We start from the raw sequence: 18,555 nt of genomic DNA, 5'->3' as shown, positions 1-18,555 counted from the left end.
ATGCGCTAAATTAATTCCGCCAACGGGTTTGTATTCAGTATTTATGCTGGCTACAATGGTGCTTGCTGCGTGCAGCGACGACACCACCGAGCCAGCCGTAAAGCGTGGAATGGTGCTCAAGGCTAATGTTGAGGACACCGACACCCGTGCCACAATCACCGACAACGAGGGCAAATGGAAGTTCGCCTTTGCTACGAATGACATGGTGAAGGTAGGTAATGATCAAGTGACCGACTACTACACATTTAAAAGCAACGGTACAGAGTTCGCAAGTGCCGATGCCCTGCAGACTACTACTCCTGCCACTTGGTGTGCTTTCTTCCCTGGCGAGAAGATCGACTTGGCTAATCAGTCGGGCGACTTAGCCGATGTTGCCAATAAGTACGCACTGGCTGGTGCTACCGCGACACCTACAACCGGCTCTGACGGCTTGACCGTAACGATGAAGGCGAAGGCAGCTGTGCTGCGTATCGTGGGCGTGAATAAGGACGAGAGCCTTGACATCAACGTTAAGACTGCTGACGGCTACGTATCAGGTCTTACTGCTAAGAAGAGCTCGGCAGGCTTCAGCGTGGAGACAAGCGACGCAAAGGTGTCGTTGCTCTCTAAGCAAGGCGCAGGAGTGTACTACGTAGTAGTGCCGGCAGGCGTGAAGATTTCGGTATATAAAGGCAAGGAACTTATCAAGGCAACCAAGGCAGGAGGTCTTACCGCTGGCAAGTACTACACTCTGAAAACTGGTGATGTAGATGGCGAGGAAGATGCTACAATCGATGGCGTAGTGGTTAAGAAGAAATGGGTACAGTTGTGGCCCGGTGGTCCGAAGTTCGCTAAAGAGAATGTGGTAAGCAAAATGACTTGGACCGATGCTACAAAGACTGGCGATCAGTATGTGTGGGGTGCAAATTGGTGCACACCGACAAAGGATGAGATGACCTTTGTTGAAGAGATGACTTTAAATCCACTTAATACGAAAGCCGAAATTCAAGTTCAGAATGGAGTGACTGGTATCTTATACACCGGTATTCAACCAGGATATACAGATAAAACACTATTCCTTCCTGCAGAAAAAGACAAATGGGGTGATTATAGTGCTAATTATTTGACTTCAACAATAATAAACCAAGGTCATGGATCATCATTAGATTTTCATATTAGTGGAATTTCATTAAATTATTACTATTTTATGAACAAAGCATACACAACAGAAGCCACGAAATACTTGGTTCGCCCTGTCCTTGCAAAATAACGCTATTAACATTACCGTTTAATCGGTATTTATAAATATAAAAAGCGGTGTGACATGAATGTCGCACCGCTTTTTCGGTATTATACATTGTTGGTTATTGCGATATGGTAAAACTAATAGTGTGGTCAAAGACGTGTAGCGCTCTGCTTTGCCGCTTGCCAGAGCAAGAAAGTCCTCCCTGCATGGTTCGCATCGGTCGACGCAGACATCCGCGTCGGTCGGCGCAGACATCCGCATCGGTCGGCGCAGACATCCGCATCGGTCGGCGCAGACATCCGCATCGGTCGGTGCAGATGTATTCATTAGGAGGTATGGCATCCCTGCCATACCCACGCAGCCACCCCCACGCCATCCGCAGCCATCCCCACGCAGCCACATGTACGCAGCAGATTGCGTGGGTATAGCAGGGATGCCATACCCTCCTATAGATAGTGCGACGTTGTGTGGGGCTTACTGCTTTGCCTGACATTCGAGCATAAACTCGTCAGCGATATACAGATTGCCGTAGAGATACAATCCGGTGTTTCGGTTGTGGAGGTCGGCGCAGGTCTGACTGCGATAGAAGAGGTCGAGCGCACGGGCTGGCGATACATTCAGACGTTTGGATAGCTCGTAAGCCACACCGCCAATCTGATGACTTAATATCATGGTTTGGATAGCCGGCGACTTAATTCTTTCTTCAAATTCTTTCTGAGTCATAGAAGTGCAAGTATTTGTCAGTAAGTGTCTGGTTTAAAAGACAAATTTGGTTGTTTGGTTTATAGAAAGCCAATTGTTGCAGGGCAGTAGCAGAGTCGACAAGTCCCTGTATGTAGAGGTTGACGGTATCGATGACACGGTCGTTGGCTATGCCGCCCTCAACATAGTCGTATGCTGCTGCAAGGTTTTCGCCACGTCGGTTTGCCACGATAAATTCGAGCCATTCAGAATCATACGATGTGAATATCTTGTGCCTGCACTCTGCCAAAAATGCGTCACGGTCAAGGCTGTATATGTTCAGTAGCGGTTGTGCGTTGCGCTTGTCTGCCATAGTCTGCGCCCAACGCACTGCCTGCTCTTTTATATCGGTGACATAGAAGCCCCGACCGAAGTCTAACCTCGGACGTCCAAATGCACATATAGGTGAGCTTATTACTTCTGTAGCTCCATGATAAACGGTTAGCATGTTGCACTCCTTTCTCTATTCTGTATATACTCTTCAACGTCCTCCAGCACATACTCGTGGCTCTCGGTGTGTAGTGTGTCGTAGTTCTTGAGTATATAGTTCTCAATAGCCCCCACCTTACTCATTCTTTCATATACTTCGCTATAGTGTTTGCCCGTCTTTCTTGCTATTCCCTCCACACAAGATGCGGCAAATGCAAGTTTCAGTTCGTCAAGTGGCAAACGTATCAGCTTTTCAAGATGTCGTTTCTCCATAATGTATATATTTTTTTTCGTGAGGTTGAGTATGTATTCGTTTGGTTGCAAATATATAAAAAATATCATTCAGAGGCAAGCGGATGATTATCTTTTAACGTCAAAATCTACTTGAAATTGAATTTTCTTGGAATGAATAATTGAAAATTTTGGGAGTTTTATATTGAAAATCTTAGGAGTTTTATATTGAAAATCTTGGGAGTTTGGTATCTTCGCAACCAAAATAGGCCAGCACCTTAAAACAACTGAAAAGCAAAATAGAGGAGAAAAGCGATGAGAATGCTAACAGAATCACTTGTTGTGGGAGAATCTACGCGCGGCTTGGTTGGTGCAGCAGAGACTGCTGCACCCCCTAAACTTCTGCGAATTCCGTGGATTCCGTGGGAGAACAGACAGCAGAAGAGTGAATTCTGTGGGAGGCATCACATTCGTGTTCGTTTAATCACAGGACTATTTCCTATGGATATTGTCCCATACGCCTGGGCTTCAGAACTGCCACTGCAGCGTGGCTTTCCAGTTGCGTCCGGGCATGGGGTAGCGCTTCACCACCTCGTGGCGCGAGTCGCAGAGGTTGTTGCACTCCACGGTGGCCTGCACGTAGTGGCGTCGTATGCGGAAACGCTTGTTCAGCTTCAGGTCTACGGTCTGCCATGCGCCCAGCATATCGTCGCGGTTGTTGGAGATGAGCGCGAAACGGTCGCCCGTGTATAGCCACGAGGTGCAGAGGCTCCAGCCGTCGTATGCGAGGTCGATGATGAGTGAGGCGCTGTGCAGGGGCGAGTAGGGTATGGTGTTACGATACTCCGGGTCGTGGGGCGAGGAGTAGTCGCGGTCGCGCTGACAGGTGTAGTTGGCTGAGGCTGAGGCTGAGAACTTGCCCCACGTGCGGTCGTAGCCGGCGGTGGCGGAGAGTCCCAGCGACTTCACAAGTCCGAAGTTGACCATCGACCAGCGGAACTGGCTCTTCATCGGTATAGCCACAATTTTGTCTTCGATGCGGTTGTAGTAGGCATCGAGGGCGAGGTGCAGATGGCGGTCCTTATAGTCGACACCGAGGTCGAACTGCGAGGTGTACTCGGGGCGCAGCTGCGCGTTGCCCACGAGCGTGTAGTAGAGGTCGTTCAGTGTAGGTGCGCGGAAGATGCGCTTGTGGAAGGCACGCACGGTGAAGGCGTGGCGGTGCCACGAGGCGAGGAACATCGGCGTGAGGCGCGAGAGCGCGGCTGCGCTCTGTGCGGTGCGTGCCGAGTGGTCGCCGATGTGCGTGTAGAGCAGTGCGATGTTGCCCTCGAAACCGCGGTAGGAAGCGATGGCAGAGAGCAGCGACTTCGAGTCGAGGCGGTAGACATACGCCGAGCGGTAGACGTTGGTAGTAAGGTCGCTCCAGCGTAGGTCGGTGCTCGCTGTGAGCGACAGCCAGCTCGTGTTCCACGCTGCAGCCACCGAGGCGTACAGATCCTGCTGACGATAGTGGTTGTCGCAGTGCATGGCGGCGGCGTTGGTAGAGGGGTCTTGCAGATAGCGCAGCCAGTCGTAGGCGTACTTCAGGTTGGTCTTCAGCGCGAAGCGGTCCCACGTGTGGCGGTAGGTGGCTTGCAGGAAGAAGTTGCGGTCCCATTGGCGGTCGGTAGAGTCCCACTGGTCGGAGAGTCGGCGCACCACCGGTCCGGGCAGTCCGCGCTCCGAGCTGTAGAAGTAGGCGTGCGTCGTGAAGCCCTTGTAGAAGCCAGCCGCCTCAAGACGGTAGAAGCTGATGTCGGAGTTGCGGCGCTTGCCCACGGTGTCCTCCGAAGCCGACTGGAAGCGGAACGGATAGCCACCGTCCGTGCGCTGGTATTCGGCATCGACGAAGAGAATGTTCTGAAAAGAGAAGTACGTCTTCAGCTTCTGCAGACCGAACGAGCCCGTGCCGTACTCCACGTTGAAAGCGGTGGAGTCGGGTCGGCGCGTCTGCAGGTAGACTGTAGCCGCCGAGGCATACTCCGATGCCGACTGTAGTCGCTCGTTGCGGTTGGCGTTGTAGAGTGCCACCGACTCCATGTTCGAGAGCGAGTAGCGTCCGAGGTCGATCTGTCCGTTCTGCGCGTTGGTGATGCGTATGCCGTCGAGGTAGATGCCCACGTGCTGCGAGCCGAGCGACCGCACGTTCACGGTCTTCAGTCCGCCCAGTCCACCGTAGTCCTTAATCTGCACGCCCGAGAAGTACTTCAGCGCGTCGGCGACCGACGTGGTGGACAGATCCTGCAGCGCAGCCCCGGAGAGCGTTTGCGAGGGGGTGAGATAATGCGGACGCACGCCCACAACCGCCACGTCCCGAATCGTGTGTACGGAGTCGAGACGTGAGGTTTGGGCGTGCGTCGATATAGCGATAAAAAAGAGTAGTATTATATAATGTATGCGCATGTTTACTTAACAACGACCTTCTTAACAGTTCCGTCGCTGTAGCGCACGATGTTCAGACCCTTCTGTGCACCCTGCAGCAGCTTGCCGTCGACAGAGTAGCGAGCCACCTCGCGCACATCAGCGTTGTCCTCAACCGACGAGATGGCAGTGGTGCTCTTCAGAGCGAATACCGGCATCTCCGGGAACCAGAAGTTCTTCTCCATCGGGTACGACTGCTTCAGCGAGCCCGTTGTAGCGTCGTAGACGCGCAACTCCGACTCGTCGCCCCACGCCGAACCCTTGGTTACGCTCAGGTAGAGGTCGCCCGAATAGGGGTTCATACGGCAAGCAGCACCATAGACGTAAGGCTTCTCCTTGGCAGCGGTGAAGTCGAGCAGGAGCGACACCTGGCGCGAGTCGATATCGAACTTGTAGATGTGCTGACCGTTCGCCCAGTCGCCCGTAGCACCGTTCCAGAACAGAGCGTTCTCGGTGGTGGAAGCCGTGAAGCAGTCGGGGTTCCATGCGCCCCAGCTATTGGTAGGAGGATAAACGCCCTCGGGCAGGTTGACAGTCTCGGTAGAGTAGTCAGACGGGTTGAACTTCACGATGTGCGCAACAGCCTTTGTCGACTTGCTGCAAGTGAGCCAGATAGAGCCGTCCTTAGCCTGCACGATAGAGTTGTACGAGCCCTCGCCCTCGTTGTTCACGGTCTTGAGCAGTTTGCCCTCGGCAGCGTCGATGACCAAGAGACCACGGTGCAGGTCAACGGCATACACCTTGCCGTCGGCGTACACCATGTTGCCCGTCTGGTTGTTAGCCACGCCGTCGGTGCCGGCGATGAGCGAGCCCACGGTGTTGTCGTCGAGGTTGAACGTGAAGACACCCTCAGTAGTGCTGAGGAAACCCTTGCCAAGCTCCTTGACGGGGAGGAACGCTCTGCCGTCGGCAGCAGCCGTGCCGTCGGCGTTGAGGATAGTGTTGATCTGAGCGATCACCTCCATAGTCTTGGCGTCGCACACGGTGAGCGTAGGGTCTTTAGCCTCCTTGTCGGCAACGCTCTTCTTCTTCGATACGATGTACATCTTGCCGTCGTCGATGGTGGCGTAGCAGCCCGTTGTGCCGAGCTCGTAGGTCTCGCTGTTCTTTGTGAGAGCCACGCGATACTCCCATTTGCCCGCCTTGTTGAGGTAGTTGAGCGTAGCCTTCTCCTTGCCGAACGATCCCTCGTTGAGCATGAACACGCCGTCGGTGTACTCCTTCTGCTGTGCAGAAACAGATGTAGTTAGAAACATTCCGCCGATGAGGGCGGAAACAAAAAGTGTAAAGTGCTTCATATTATTTATATAATGTAAGTGTTACGGTCATACGCGCCCAATCCGCGAGGCGCACAGCGATGACTCCATCGGCAAATGAGTTTCGGCAGGTCTTCTGACTCACCGCCCAGACGCGAACACCTTCCCAAAGCATTGGAGGGTATGGCATCCCTGCCATACCCACGCATCCTGCAAAGAGCTTTATAGGAGGATATGGCATTCCTGCCATACCCACGCTCTTAGCACGGAGATGCATGGCTTCAGTGGTTCTCTCGTTCGCGCCCGTAGATAAGGGCGGCTCACAGCTGCGGGACAGTCGGGGACTCTCACCCCATTCCCTTTTAATCGCACAGCTCCCCGGTAGGGTGTTTCAAGTGGGAGCGTTGCGAACCGTTGCGAGTGCAAAGTTAAAGAATAATATTGAGAAAATAAAAAAATATAGCGAAATACTTGACATCGCTTGCGCAAGGTTGTACCTTTGCAAACGTGATCCGGAACACAACACAAAAGTAAACATTAACCAAATCTAAAAAAAAAGAAAGGAAAACACATTATGGCAGTAAATTACAAAATCTATCAGAGCACAGCAAAAAACGCAACAAAGGGTCTTTACTATGCACGCACCGCTTATCGCGAGACAGTCGACTTGAAGAAGCTGGCAGAGATTATGCAGGCAAACTGTACGGTGAAGTACTCGGACATCCTGGCAGTGCTCACAGAGTTGGGCGAGGTGATGAAGAACGAGCTGCTCAACTCGAAGCCGGTGAAGATTATGGGCTTGGGCACGTTCCGCGTGAGCTTGAGATCGCGAGGCTGTGCGGATCTGAATACCTTTAGTATAAAGAACAGCATCGTTGGCGCACGTGTGCGTTTCTATCCGGAAACCTACAAGGACCCAGTGCTGGGTAAGAACGTGAAGCCGATGCTTGCAGGCATCAAGTTTGCGGAGCTCGAACAGTATAAGAGCATTAAGCGTGCTGATGTGACTAAGGAATAGAACAAGAGAGTGGGCGTGGTGATAATGCCACGCCCACTACTATAAAACACAAAAACAACCTATAATAATACCACATACAAAATACCATGAAAAATATGAACAAAGACACTTGGAGAACAATACTGAAACTGATAGTAGCTGTAGCCACAGCAGTGCTTAGCACATTAGGCGTGCAAGCTATGGTATAAGCGAGTTTTGAATTTTGAGTTTTGAATATTCGGAAAAAAGACGTATTTTTGCACGCATAAACATATTAAAAAGCAATTACAGATAAAAGAGAGATTATGAGCATGAGATTCTTTAAGCGCCTGGCATGTCTTTTGATTATGTTGTGCGTGTCGATCAGTGCCGGTGCGGTGCTGAAAGAGAAAAACCTAAATTCGACGCTGTCGGTGCTGCGCGCAGAGCTGGAAACAGCGTTCTACGAACAGCGCAATAGTATGGCACGCTATAAGATGTACACCGAGCAGCAGCATAAACAGATGGTGACACTGATGCAGCGTAGCGATCAGGTGGCACTGATGCTCTATTCGCAGAAGCAAGACTTCACGTTCGATATGACCTACGCCTGCCATGAGGCGACGGAGATGTATCGCGAATTTAACAAACGCAGTATGCCATACAACAATATTATGAAGCGTATGGATGCGGAGTTGACGCGATACAAGTACCTCATAGAGACGCTGAGCATGATTCCACCATCGATGAAGCGTATGGGGCAGGCAAAGCAGGGACAACAACCACCGAAATATATAATGGACAAGAACGGCAAGCAACGCAAGCTGCCGTTCATGCTCGACGGGCAGGGGCTGCACGACAGAAAGGCGTGCCTGGACTATGCCACCGCCTTGGCACGCAATCTGCAGAACATGCGCAACAACGTGGAGAAGGACGAACAGCACTATCAGCGCATGTCGGCGAAGCTGAAGAAGATGAACGACTACGCCATACTACGCTATAACGACATTCAGCACACGATATTCGTAAATGGCGACCAGAGCTATCTGGAGATAGTGAAGAACATGCCGATGCAGTATCGCTCGGCTAAGGCTGACGTGAACGAGAAGTACGACGAGGAGAAAGTGAAGATTGCCAACGGCGGCGAACGCAAGGTTTACTCGCAATGGCGCGGTCCGATTGTGGGCGGTCTGAGCGTCTTCGTGCTGCTGTATATGCTCATTGCTGGTATGCTGAGCAACGTGCTGGTGCGCTGGCTCGTACCAAAGCGTTATCGTACAGAGGCGTTTATGAAGAAAAAGGTGTGCCTCATACTGTTTGTGGCTATGCTCATCTTCGCCGTGTCGGTGATGGTGGCACGCACGTTCATGTACCACAACTTCTTCCTCATGGCATCGAAGCTGCTCATCGAGTACGCCTGGCTGCTATGCGCTATCTTCTTCTCGCTGTTAGTGCGCCTGCCAGGCGAACAGATAAAGAGCGGTTTTAGAATCTATGCCCCGATAATGCTGATGTCGTTCATCGTCATCACATTCCGCATCATATTCATTCCGAACAACCTCGTGATGCTGATATTCCCACCGATACTGCTCGCGTTCACCGTGTGGCAGTGGCGTGTGGTGAAGCGCCATAACGCCAATATCCCGCGCTCGGACATATTCTATACGTGGATATCGCTGGCGATAATGGTGTTCTCTACGGCTTCGGCACTGTATGGCTACGTGCTGCTTGCGGTGCAGGTGCTCATCTGGTGGATGTTCCAGCTGAGTTGCATACAGACCATAACATGCGTCTACGACATGTTGGCACAGTATGAGAAACGCTACCTGGCGCACAAGATACACTCGGAGGCTGACGCGGAGAAAGCGAAGAAAGGCTCGATGCTCAGCATCATAACTATAAGTCACAACAAGCATATCAATGTGACGTGGTTCTACGACTTCGTGTACATGGCACTGGTGCCAATGCTCAGCGTGTTCTCCCTGCTGCTGTCTATATGGTGGGCGGCAGATGTGTTCGACCTGACCGCTACGGTGTGGAATATATTCATGTTCAACTTCCTGAACGTGACGGGAGTGGTGCAGCTGTCGATAGGCAAGATGGTGATGGTGCTGTCGCAGTTCTTCCTGTTCAGATACATCAACTATCTCGTGAAGTCGCTCTACCACAAGTATCATAAGTCGAAGGTGGTGGTGAACGGCAAGCCGAACTTCACGCTCGCCAACAACATAATAGCCATCTGCTGCTGGGGTCTGTACTTCATCATCTCGATAAAGATGCTGAAGATACCATCGACCGCAATCTCCGTTATCTCGGCTGGCTTGGCAACAGGTGTGGGCTTCGCCATGAAGGACTTGCTCGAGAACTTCTTCTACGGCATTTCGCTGATGACAGGACGTGTGCGTGTGGGCGACTACATCGAGTGCGACGGCATACGCGGAAAGGTGGATAGCATCACATACCAGAGCACGCAGATCATTACGGGCGACGGATGCGTGATAGCATTCCTCAACAGCTCGCTCTTCAGCAAGAACTTCAAGAACATCACACGCAACCACTCGTACGAATGGGTGAAGGTGCCGGTGGGTGTGGCATACGGTTCGAACGTGGAAGAGGTGCGACAGATGCTCATCAAAGCGGTGAACAACCTCGAAGAGAAGGCTTCCGACGGAAGAGACATAATCGACACAACACGACCCGTGAGCGTGGTGTTCGACGAGTTCGGAGACAACTCGGTGAACCTATTCGTGACATACTGGGTGCTCGTGGAGGAGAAATTCAGTAAGACCGGTCAGGTGAAGGAGGCTATATATAACACACTCAACGAGCATAACATCGAGATACCGTTCCCACAGAGGGATGTACACATCATTGCACAGTAGACCGTTGTGAGTGGAAAATGTCAAATATGAAGGCGACAGCTATCGTTTTGTACTAAAAAACTAAAAAAGAAAAGTCTATGTGTTGATTATTTCAAGTAAAATATATAATTTTGCTGACAAATTGTAATCATAGACAAAATTTCATTAATAGAAGATGGACAAAATTGATAATCTTGACAGAAAGATACTTAGTATTCTATCAAAGAACGCCCGAATTCCATTCAAAGATGTAGCAGCAGAGTGTGGTGTATCACGTGCTGCAATTCATCAGCGTGTACAACACCTCATACAGGGTGGCGTAATCGTAGGCAGCGGCTTTGAAGTGAATCCTAAGAGCGTTGGCTATAGCACATGCACATACGTAGGACTCAATCTGGAGCGCGGAAGTATGTACAAGGATGTAGTGAAGCAGTTGCTCGACATTCCGGAAATCGTGGAGTGTCACTACACAACTGGTCCGTACACAATGCTGCTAAAGGTGTATGCTTGCGACAACGAGCAGCTCATGGACTTGCTCAATAACAAGATGCAGATGATTCCGGGCGTGGTGTCTACAGAAACACTCATCTCGCTCGACCAAAGCATCAAGCGCGAGATACCGGTGCACATGGAGGAAAAGAACGAGGAATAACACTTCGTTGTTTGACAGAATTAAGAGTAGAAACGTCTCCCACAGAGATTGCATAATACACACAGAGCGTACAGCCCACACACAACGGGATGGACGTTCGACAGACAATGTATTCTGCGAACTCTGTGGGAATATTTTTATAAGCATGAAATCATCCAACCAAGCATGAAATCATTCAACCTAAATACTCAACTCGCCGACTTCTACGACAATAAGCCACAGACAAGCAGGCGGCCAATCATAGGTATCACAACCAACTACGAGGGGGTGGACGCGACGGTGCGCGACCGCTACTATCATCAGATTATAGCAGCAGGAGGCACGCCCGTACTCATTCCGCCAGTGGCTGACCGTAATGTGCTGCTCGATACGCTCGAAACGATTGATGCGCTGTTGCTCACGGGTGGTGGCGACTTCAATCCGCTGTGGGCTGACGAGGAACCGTCGCCAGCGTTGCATAACATAAACAACGTGCGCGATCTGCCGGAGCTGCTCATAACACGCTTGGCGTTCGACCGACAGATACCGATGTTAGGCATCTGCCGTGGCGTGCAGACTCTTGCAATGGCACTCGGCGGACGTGTACACCAGGACATATCGCACGAGCCTACCAACTATAAGCACTCGCAGGATGCCGACCGCTCGGAGCCTACGCACACGGTGGAGATAGAGAAGGGTAGTGTGCTTTATAATATATATAAGGAGGAGAGGATATTCGTCAACTCGTTCCACCACCAAGCCGTGGCTGCACCTGGCGAGCGTTTCAAGATAACGGCGCGAGCGTTAGACGGTGTGGTTGAGGCTATAGAGAGCAGCGAACACAAGGCGGTGCTCGGTGTGCAATGGCACCCGGAGTGGCTCGGCGAGGACGGATTGCCGCTCTTCAAATGGCTTGTGGAGGAAGGCGACGTGCTGCGACGTGCGAAGCTGTTCCACCAACGTAACCTCACGCTCGACTCACACTGCGACACGCCGATGTTCTTCCCACAAGGCGTGTGCTTCGAGCAGCGCGACCCTAAAGTGCTCTACGACTTGCATAAGATGAACGAGGGCAGAACGGACGCTGTGACAATGGTGGCGTATCTGCCGCAACCGAAACCAGAGCAGACTTTCGCTGACGTGGCACCGTTCCCCGTGCACACACCGAAGGCTTATGCTGACCTTATCTTCGACAAGATTGACGAGATTGTGCTTAGCGATTCGCGTTACATCGCCCTTGCCCGCAACCGCGAGGAATTGCTGCGCAACAAGCGCGAGGGACGGAAATCGCTGATGATTGGTATAGAAAACGGTCTGGCGATAGAGAACGACTTGCATAACGTGCAGCACTTTGCCGACCGAGGTATCGTCTACATCACTTTGTGTCACAATGGCGACAATCAGATATGCGACTCGGCGCGCCACACGCTCAACACTCACGGCGGTGTATCGCCATTCGGCGCAGAGGTGATACGCGAGATGAACCGCCTGGGAGTGATGGTGGATATGAGTCATGCCGGCGAGAAGTCGTTCTATGATGCGCTCGACATTTCGACAAAGCCTATCGTTTGCTCTCATAGCAACAGCAAGGCGTTGTGTGATGTGCCGCGCAACCTGACTGACGACCAGATGCGTGCGCTTGCTGCAAAGGGCGGTGTGTGTCAGATAACGTTGTACAACGGGTTCCTGCGCACCGACGGCAGGGCTTGCATCACTGACGCTATGGAGCATCTGGAGCACGCTATAAGCGTAATGGGTATCGACCACGTTGGACTTGGAACCGACTTCGATGGTGACGGTGGCGTGCCCGGACTTGCTGATGCTTCTGAACTGATAAACTTCACTAAGGAGTTGCTGCGCCGACGCTACTCGGAAGAGGATATGGCGAAGATATGGGGCGGCAACTGGCTCAGAGTGATGGACGAGGTGCAGAGATGTTGAGATGTTGAGATGGTGAGGTGTTGAGATGGTGAGGTGGTGAAAGGTTGAGGTGGTGAGATGGTGAGATGTTGACAATAGTACATATCTCAACACCTCACCATCTCACCATCTCACCCCCATTACACCACCTCCACATGCTGCACATTGACATCCTCATGCAGGAATATGCGTGCTGTTTCGCGGAAGCGCTCTTCGCTTTCGGTTGTGAAATAGCGGCATGTTCCGCCTTTCGTCAGTTTCTGTTCCATCTCGGGATGGCGATTGAGATAATCGGCTAAGGAGTCGGCTACGTAGGTGCCTTGCGCCATTATGCGCACACCGTCGGGCACGTTCTTCACCACCGAACTCATAAGCAGTGGGTAGTGAGTGCAGCCGAGTATGACAGTATCGATGAGTGAGTCTTTGCGCATGAGCTGATCGATGCGCTTCTTTACGAAGTAGTCGGCACCTGGCGAGTCTGCCTCGCCTGCCTCTACTATCGCCGCCCAAAGCGGACATGCTACTCCCGTAACCTCTACATCGGGGAATAGCTTCTGTATTTCTATCTTATACGAATTGCTTTTGATTGTGCCTTCTGTGGCGAGGATGCCCACGTGGCGCGTCTTCGTGAGGTTGCCAACCTCTTCTGCCGTGGGGCGTATTACGCCAAGTACGCGGCGGTCGGGGTCAAGCATGGGCAGGTCGCGCTGTTGAATGCTGCGTAGTGCCTTAGCCGAAGCTGTGTTGCAGCCCAATATGACGAGGTGGCAGCCCATGCTGAAGAGCTTCAGCACGGCTTGACGCGTGAACTGATAGACCACTTCAAACGAACGCGAACCGTAGGGAGCACGCGCATTGTCGCCAAGATACATGTAGTCGTACTGTGGGAGGAGCTGACGGATGCCGTGTAGGATGGTGAGTCCACCGTAGCCAGAGTCGAAAACACCGATAGGACCAGGAGAAGAGGGGAATGGCATATTAATCATTTATTAAGAATTGATTGTAGATAATTGGCTTATAAACAGAAGATTGATAATTGAAACGTATGACCACCATTGGGTTTATGATCGTCTGCATTTTCAATTATCAATCTTCTGTCTTTCTAATATGTAGCAGCTTCTACTACTTTGTGTTTTATGTAGTAGCTCTTACTATTTTGCGTTCAGTGCTTCTTTGACAAACTCTGTTGCGTTCTCGCCCATTTCTGGGTTTACGTAAGGGCAAGCGTTGCCGTCGGTGTTGAGGATGAAGGCATAGCCTTGTGCCTGACCGACCTTTGTGAGTGCCTCGTTGAGCTTCACCTTAACGGGAGCAAAGGCATCAGTTTCTGCTTGCTGCAACAGACGCTGCGACTCGTTCTTGAAGTTGATGTTCTTCTGCATCATCTCCTGGAGCTCTGCCTGACGCTTGCGCAGAATGGCAGGTACGAGGTCTTTCTGTACTTCGAGGAACTCCTCGTATTTACTGTTGAACTCCTCTTCGGCGCGCTTCAATTCAGCGTCGTACTTCACTCGCAAATCGTCGATGCTACGCTGTGCCAATACATAGTCGGGCATTGATTTGAGAACTTCTTCATAGCTGAAATAGCCGAAGCGTGTCTGAGCGCCTGCTGTGAGCGACAGTACGCCGAGGACGATGAGAAAGAACAATTTCTTCATGTTTATTGCTGCTTTATATTGTTGTTGTTTGAATGGTATAAATCATAGTAGGCATAGTTAGTAATGGCTACTATGATTTATTGTAACGTCTTACTTTGTCTTGTTGAGCTCTGCCTTAACTTCAGCTGTAACGTCCTTGCTAAGTGTATCGCTGATGTAAGGTATGCCGCTTGTTGTGTCCATGATGTAAACGTAGCCACCTGCCTTGCCTACAGCCTTGATTGCTTCAACGAGTTTGTTCGTGATAGGACCAATCTTGTCCTGCTGGAGCTTGCCGAGAGCCTGCTGGTTGTCCTGAGCCGACTGCTGTATCTTCTGATACATCTGAGAGAGGCTATCCTCGGTCTCTTTGCGCTTTGTCTCGTTCATTGTAGACTTGTTCTTCTCGTAATCTTCGTACTTGCGCTGCATTTCTTCCTGCATTGCCTTGAGGTCGTTGTCGTACTGCTTTGCCTGTGCTTCTACCTCGCCACGAGCCTTGATAAACTCAGGCATTGAAGCCATGACTTCCTGTGCGTTTACATGACCGAACTTCTGTGCGAATGTTGCCATTGGCATGAACAACATAAGCATTAAAATCAATTTCTTCATTTTTGCTTTTATTTTTTTTGTTATTAATTATTCTTTTTCTAAGCCGAACTAAGCCGAACTAAGCCGAACTAAGCCTTTCTAAGCCTCTTTAAGCCTTCTAAACCTTTGAAAACTCAAAAACTCTTTAGTTGGCGTAACCCAGCTTCTGCAGCACTTCGTTGCTGATGTCAGCCTTCGGTGAGCCGTAGATTACGCCGGTGTCGCTTGAGCGGTCGAGTACGAGCGAGTAGCCGCGTAGCTCTGCTATCTCCTTGACGGCGGTGTATATCTCCTCCTGAATAGGCGACATAAGGCTCTCGCGCTTCTTGAAGAGTTCGCCCTCTGGTCCGAAGTACTTGCGCTTGAGGTCGCTGGCGTCCTTCTCCTTCTTCATGATTGCCTCTTGGCGAGCTTTCTTTTGCTCCTGTGAGAGGAATACCATCTCGTTCTGATAGTTCTTGTACATTGTGGAAGCCTCGGTGTTGAGGGCTTCCACCTCAGCCTGCCATTTCTTCGACACCTGGTTGAGCTGCTCGTTGGCACGCTCGTAGGCAGGTATGTTCTTCAGTATGTACTCCATGTCGAGGAGTGCGTACTTCTGTGCGCTTGCCGTCAGCGCTGCTGTGAGCGCGATGAGGCATATAAATATGAACTTCTTCATTGCTTTTGATGTTTTGTTTTTGGGGTTATGAGATTGCGTATCGACCGTTGCGGACGTCTGCGCCGACCGATACGGATGTCTGCGCCGACCGATACGGATGTCTGCGTCGACCGATGCGTGTCTTAGAACTCCTGACCGAGTATGAAGTGGAACTGCGATCCGCCCTTCGTTCCGAATACCTTGTCGAAACCGTAAGCCCAGTCGATACCCATGAGACCAACCATTGGCAGGTAGATACGCAGACCGACACCGGCAGAGCGTTTCATGTCGAATGGGTTAAACTTGCGTGTCTCTGTCCATGCGTTACCGCCTTCGATAAATCCGAGACCGTAGATGGTGGTGTTGCCGAGCAGGAACGGGTAGCGCAGCTCGAGTGTCATGCGGTCGTAGGCGTAGCCTTCCTGACCGTAAGGAGTGAGCGATCCGTTCTCGTAACCGCGCAGACCGATAGTCTCTTCGGCGTATGATGTAGAGTAGCCGGTCATGCCGTCACCACCCATGTAGTAGGTTTCGAACGGCGACTTCTTCCACTTGTTGAATGAGCCGAGCAAGCCGAACTCGAGTCGAGCCATGAGCACTAAGCACTTCTGTCCGCTTGTGAGGGCGGTGAACATGCGTCCCTTGAACTTCCACTTGTGGTATTCTACCCAACGATACTTCTCCTGCTGCTCACGGTTATAGTTAGCCGACTTCGAGTCGTTGGCGAGGTTCTTGTAGTCCTTGCCGTCCCATGCCGACCATGGCGGAGTGATTGTGAGCGATGCTGCGAACTCCGATCCGCGACGTGGGAAGAGTTGGTTGTCGGTAGAGTTGCGCGAGAGCTGTATGCTGAGGTTGAGGTTGTTAGAGTTGCCGTTGGTCATGAGGAAGTAGCTCCAGTTCTTCAGCATGTAGCGTGTGTACTGCAGCGAGAGCGACAACTGGAAGAAGTCGTCTGGCCAGCGCAACTGCTTGCCCCATCCGAGCGAGAAGCCGAACAGCTTCACGTACTTGTCGGGGTCGTAGAAGTTCTCGTAGTTGTTGTAGCCGTTATAGTTGCCGTAGCCGTACATATAGTTATAGTAGTTGTTGAAGTAACCACTATTATAGTAGTTGCTCGACACGTCGGTCTGCTTCGAGAAGTAGGCACCTACGGAGAACTGTATCGGTCGTTTGCCTCCGAACCAGTTGGTAGAGTACGACATGTTGTACGACTGGTAGTATGTACCGTTGGTCTGTGCGCCGATAGAGAGCACTTCGCCGTCGCCTACGGGCAGGAATCCGCGGCGCTCCTTGTTCTTGCCGAAGAGGTTACGCATAGAGAAGTTGTTGAGCTTCAAGCCGATGCGTCCGATTACGCCGGTCTGTCCCCATCCGAGCGAGAACTCAATCTGGTCGTTCGACTTCTGTACGAGATCGTAGTTGATATCTACCGTTCCGTTCTCCGGGTCGGGCACAGGCTGCGGATTGATCTTCTCGGGGTCGAAGTGTCCCATTGACGCAATCTCGCGGGCCGAACGCTGCAGGGCTTCCTTCGAGAAGAGGTCGCCCGGCTTGGTACGCAGTTCGCGACGCACAACGTTCTCGTACAGACGGTCATTGCCGTTGATGCGTACGTGGTTGATGTGTGCCTGCGGACCTTCGAAGATACGCATCTCGAGGTCGATAGAGTCGCCCATGATGTTCACCTCTGTCGGGTGGAGCGAGTAGAAGAGATAGCCGTTGTTCCAGTAGTTGTTGCCCACAGCGTCCTCGTCTTCGGTGAGTCGCTTGTTCATAAGCTTCTGGTTGTAGACGTCGCCCTTCTTCATGCCGAGCACGGCAGCGAGGTAGTCGGTGTTGTACACGGTGTTGCCCACCCATGTGATGTTGCGCACGTAGTACTTCTTGCCTTCGTCCACCTTCACGCGCATACTGACGTGTTTTTCGTCCACGTTCCACACCGAGTCGCTAACGATGTATGCGTCACGGTAGCCCAGCTCGTTGTACTTCTCGATGAGCTTCTGCTTGTCGTTCTTCCAACGCTCCGGTGTGTACTTCTTCTTGAACTTCAGGAGTGTAGCCATCTTGCCAGCCTCGTGAGTCTCCTTGAACACACCTTTCTTTATGATGTTACCCTTTATCTTGCTTGTAGCCAATGCGCTGTTGCCCTCGATGATGATGTCGCGCACCTTCATCTTCTGTTTCTTGTCGATGATGATGTCGAGAATCACCTGGTTCTTGTTAGCCACGTCGTCGCGTTGCACGATCTGTATGTCGGCGTTCTTGAAGCCTTTCTCGTCGAAATAGCGTTTAGCGAGAATCTTCGCACGGTCGATCATGTTAGGTGTTATCTGTGCGCCCTTGAGCAGTCCGAGTTTCTCCTCCATGTCTGTACGCTCCGACTTCTTCAGTCCGACGTAGTTGATGGTAGATACGCGTGGGCGCATCTGCAGGTGTATGTGCAGATAAGCCTTGTCGTTCACGAGCGAGTCGACGGATATAGATACCTCTGAGAAGAGTCCATACTTCCAGTAGTGCTTCACAGCATCTGTGATAGCCTCGCCAGGCAGTTCGATTTGTTGTCCGACGGTGAGTCCGGAGATACCCGTGAGCATGTAGTCCTCGTAGCCTTCGGCTCCTGAAACGGCGAGTCCGCCGAGTGTTACAGTGCGCGGGTTTCCTGCATACGAGATGTCGGGGTATGTAATCTTGTCCTGCGCTTGGGCTGCGAAGCTGCTTGCAAGGATGCAGGCTGTTGTCAACACCTTTATTATATTCATCGTTTTTCTCTTGATTGTTCTTTTTCTGATTATTATTGGCTGAAGGCTGCGTTTAAGCCTTTCTAAGCCTTTCTAAGCCTTCTTAAGCCTTGGCTATTTTTTCTAAGCCGAACTAAGCCTCTTTAAGCCTCGCTAAGCCATTGCTTTAAAACTAAGCCTTGGCTAACTAAGCCCTCCCCGACGGGGAGGGTT

General features: G+C 51.4%; 17 protein-coding genes and 1 riboswitch. Of the genes, 6 read left to right on the top strand and 11 right to left on the bottom strand.

What is annotated here, in order from left to right; genetic code table 11:
- Positions 1-1,249: hypothetical protein (locus HMPREF0673_RS08370; protein WP_007900873.1), on the top strand; the 1,249-nt coding region annotated here is incomplete at its 5' end.
- Between the two features lie 94 nt (positions 1,250-1,343).
- Here HMPREF0673_RS08370 and HMPREF0673_RS14270 read toward each other — a convergent pair.
- From HMPREF0673_RS14270 to HMPREF0673_RS08345, 6 genes are all read right to left on the bottom strand, one after another.
- Entirely contained in the window at positions 1,344-1,718 is a 375-nt protein-coding gene (locus HMPREF0673_RS14270) for a hypothetical protein (protein ID WP_157591671.1), read from the bottom strand.
- The gene (locus tag HMPREF0673_RS08365) at positions 1,700-1,948 is read right to left on the bottom strand and encodes a hypothetical protein (protein WP_007900868.1); all 249 of its coding nucleotides are present in this window, start codon (positions 1,946-1,948) and stop codon (positions 1,700-1,702) included. The genes HMPREF0673_RS14270 and HMPREF0673_RS08365 overlap by 19 nt, the downstream gene beginning before the upstream one ends.
- Entirely contained in the window at positions 1,929-2,414 is a 486-nt protein-coding gene (locus HMPREF0673_RS08360) for a DUF3990 domain-containing protein (RefSeq protein ID WP_007900866.1), read from the bottom strand. The genes HMPREF0673_RS08365 and HMPREF0673_RS08360 overlap by 20 nt, the downstream gene beginning before the upstream one ends.
- On the bottom strand, positions 2,408-2,668 hold the full coding sequence (locus HMPREF0673_RS08355) for a DUF3791 domain-containing protein (RefSeq protein WP_040596691.1): 261 nt from the start codon (positions 2,666-2,668) through the stop codon (positions 2,408-2,410). The genes HMPREF0673_RS08360 and HMPREF0673_RS08355 overlap by 7 nt, the downstream gene beginning before the upstream one ends.
- Positions 2,669-3,154: 486 nt before the next feature.
- Positions 3,155-5,071, bottom strand: coding sequence for a TonB-dependent receptor plug domain-containing protein (locus HMPREF0673_RS08350; protein ID WP_007900858.1), 1,917 nt, complete (start codon positions 5,069-5,071; stop codon positions 3,155-3,157).
- 2 nt (positions 5,072-5,073) lie between these two features.
- Complete coding sequence (locus tag HMPREF0673_RS08345) at positions 5,074-6,387, bottom strand: DUF5074 domain-containing protein (protein ID WP_007900857.1); 1,314 nt, start codon at positions 6,385-6,387, stop codon at positions 5,074-5,076.
- A 67-nt stretch (positions 6,388-6,454) separates the two neighbouring features.
- Positions 6,455-6,776: riboswitch (cobalamin riboswitch) on the bottom strand.
- Positions 6,777-6,919: 143 nt separating this feature from the next.
- On the opposite strand from HMPREF0673_RS08345, the gene HMPREF0673_RS08330 reads away from it, so the two are divergent.
- The 5 genes from HMPREF0673_RS08330 to HMPREF0673_RS08315 all read left to right on the top strand — a co-directional run bounded on the left by HMPREF0673_RS08330 (position 6,920) and on the right by HMPREF0673_RS08315 (position 12,754).
- Complete coding sequence (locus HMPREF0673_RS08330; RefSeq protein ID WP_007900852.1) at positions 6,920-7,363, top strand: HU family DNA-binding protein; 444 nt, start codon at positions 6,920-6,922, stop codon at positions 7,361-7,363.
- Between the two features lie 95 nt (positions 7,364-7,458).
- On the top strand, positions 7,459-7,551 hold the full coding sequence (locus HMPREF0673_RS14265) for a smalltalk protein (RefSeq protein ID WP_022430334.1): 93 nt from the start codon (positions 7,459-7,461) through the stop codon (positions 7,549-7,551).
- A 102-nt stretch (positions 7,552-7,653) separates the two neighbouring features.
- Positions 7,654-10,203, top strand: coding sequence for a mechanosensitive ion channel family protein (locus HMPREF0673_RS08325; RefSeq protein ID WP_157591670.1), 2,550 nt, complete (start codon positions 7,654-7,656; stop codon positions 10,201-10,203).
- 154 nt (positions 10,204-10,357) lie between these two features.
- Positions 10,358-10,834 carry an Lrp/AsnC family transcriptional regulator gene (locus HMPREF0673_RS08320; RefSeq protein WP_007900849.1) on the top strand — a complete coding sequence of 159 codons (477 nt, stop codon included), beginning with the start codon at positions 10,358-10,360 and terminating at the stop codon, positions 10,832-10,834.
- 165 nt (positions 10,835-10,999) lie between these two features.
- Positions 11,000-12,754, top strand: a complete 1,755-nt coding sequence (locus tag HMPREF0673_RS08315) for a fused gamma-glutamyl-gamma-aminobutyrate hydrolase/peptidase (RefSeq protein WP_007900848.1) — start codon at positions 11,000-11,002, stop codon at positions 12,752-12,754.
- 119 nt (positions 12,755-12,873) lie between these two features.
- On the opposite strand, the gene murI is transcribed toward HMPREF0673_RS08315, so the two are convergent.
- The 5 genes from murI to HMPREF0673_RS08290 form a co-directional block, all read right to left on the bottom strand.
- On the bottom strand, positions 12,874-13,710 hold the full coding sequence (gene murI / locus HMPREF0673_RS08310; protein WP_040596689.1) for a glutamate racemase: 837 nt from the start codon (positions 13,708-13,710) through the stop codon (positions 12,874-12,876).
- A 174-nt stretch (positions 13,711-13,884) separates the two neighbouring features.
- The gene (locus tag HMPREF0673_RS08305) at positions 13,885-14,391 is read right to left on the bottom strand and encodes an OmpH/Skp family outer membrane protein (protein ID WP_007900843.1); all 507 of its coding nucleotides are present in this window, start codon (positions 14,389-14,391) and stop codon (positions 13,885-13,887) included.
- Between the two features lie 90 nt (positions 14,392-14,481).
- A complete protein-coding gene (locus tag HMPREF0673_RS08300; RefSeq protein WP_007900840.1) occupies positions 14,482-14,982 on the bottom strand; it encodes an OmpH/Skp family outer membrane protein in 501 nt (166 codons plus the stop codon).
- A 124-nt stretch (positions 14,983-15,106) separates the two neighbouring features.
- Positions 15,107-15,622, bottom strand: coding sequence for an OmpH/Skp family outer membrane protein (locus HMPREF0673_RS08295; protein ID WP_007900837.1), 516 nt, complete (start codon positions 15,620-15,622; stop codon positions 15,107-15,109).
- A 122-nt stretch (positions 15,623-15,744) separates the two neighbouring features.
- Entirely contained in the window at positions 15,745-18,363 is a 2,619-nt protein-coding gene (locus HMPREF0673_RS08290) for a BamA/OMP85 family outer membrane protein (protein WP_007900835.1), read from the bottom strand.
- Positions 18,364-18,555: the final 192 nt, after the last annotated feature.

It is taken from the genome of Leyella stercorea DSM 18206, assembly GCF_000235885.1.
In the GTDB taxonomy this organism is placed as follows: Bacteria; Bacteroidota; Bacteroidia; order Bacteroidales; family Bacteroidaceae; genus Prevotella; species Prevotella stercorea.
The sequence above is the reverse complement of the archived record's forward strand: the minus strand, read 5'-3'. Positions and strand labels throughout refer to the sequence as shown.

Excerpts from the sequence above, each read along its gene's own strand:
- HMPREF0673_RS14270 (WP_157591671.1), bottom strand. The coding sequence starts at position 1,718 with ATGTCAGGCAAAGCAGTAAGCCCCACACAACGTCGCACTATCTATAGG.
- HMPREF0673_RS08365 (WP_007900868.1), bottom strand. The coding sequence starts at position 1,948 with ATGACTCAGAAAGAATTTGAAGAAAGAATTAAGTCGCCGGCTATCCAA.
- HMPREF0673_RS08360 (WP_007900866.1), bottom strand. The coding sequence starts at position 2,414 with ATGCTAACCGTTTATCATGGAGCTACAGAAGTAATAAGCTCACCTATA.
- HMPREF0673_RS08355 (WP_040596691.1), bottom strand. The coding sequence starts at position 2,668 with ATGGAGAAACGACATCTTGAAAAGCTGATACGTTTGCCACTTGACGAA.
- HMPREF0673_RS08350 (WP_007900858.1), bottom strand. The coding sequence starts at position 5,071 with ATGCGCATACATTATATAATACTACTCTTTTTTATCGCTATATCGACG.
- HMPREF0673_RS08345 (WP_007900857.1), bottom strand. The coding sequence starts at position 6,387 with ATGAAGCACTTTACACTTTTTGTTTCCGCCCTCATCGGCGGAATGTTT.
- HMPREF0673_RS08330 (WP_007900852.1), top strand. The coding sequence starts at position 6,920 with ATGGCAGTAAATTACAAAATCTATCAGAGCACAGCAAAAAACGCAACA.
- HMPREF0673_RS14265 (WP_022430334.1), top strand. The coding sequence starts at position 7,459 with ATGAACAAAGACACTTGGAGAACAATACTGAAACTGATAGTAGCTGTA.
- HMPREF0673_RS08325 (WP_157591670.1), top strand. The coding sequence starts at position 7,654 with ATGAGATTCTTTAAGCGCCTGGCATGTCTTTTGATTATGTTGTGCGTG.
- HMPREF0673_RS08320 (WP_007900849.1), top strand. The coding sequence starts at position 10,358 with ATGGACAAAATTGATAATCTTGACAGAAAGATACTTAGTATTCTATCA.
- HMPREF0673_RS08315 (WP_007900848.1), top strand. The coding sequence starts at position 11,000 with ATGAAATCATTCAACCTAAATACTCAACTCGCCGACTTCTACGACAAT.
- murI (WP_040596689.1), bottom strand. The coding sequence starts at position 13,710 with ATGCCATTCCCCTCTTCTCCTGGTCCTATCGGTGTTTTCGACTCTGGC.
- HMPREF0673_RS08305 (WP_007900843.1), bottom strand. The coding sequence starts at position 14,391 with ATGAAGAAATTGTTCTTTCTCATCGTCCTCGGCGTACTGTCGCTCACA.
- HMPREF0673_RS08300 (WP_007900840.1), bottom strand. The coding sequence starts at position 14,982 with ATGAAGAAATTGATTTTAATGCTTATGTTGTTCATGCCAATGGCAACA.
- HMPREF0673_RS08295 (WP_007900837.1), bottom strand. The coding sequence starts at position 15,622 with ATGAAGAAGTTCATATTTATATGCCTCATCGCGCTCACAGCAGCGCTG.
- HMPREF0673_RS08290 (WP_007900835.1), bottom strand. The coding sequence starts at position 18,363 with ATGAATATAATAAAGGTGTTGACAACAGCCTGCATCCTTGCAAGCAGC.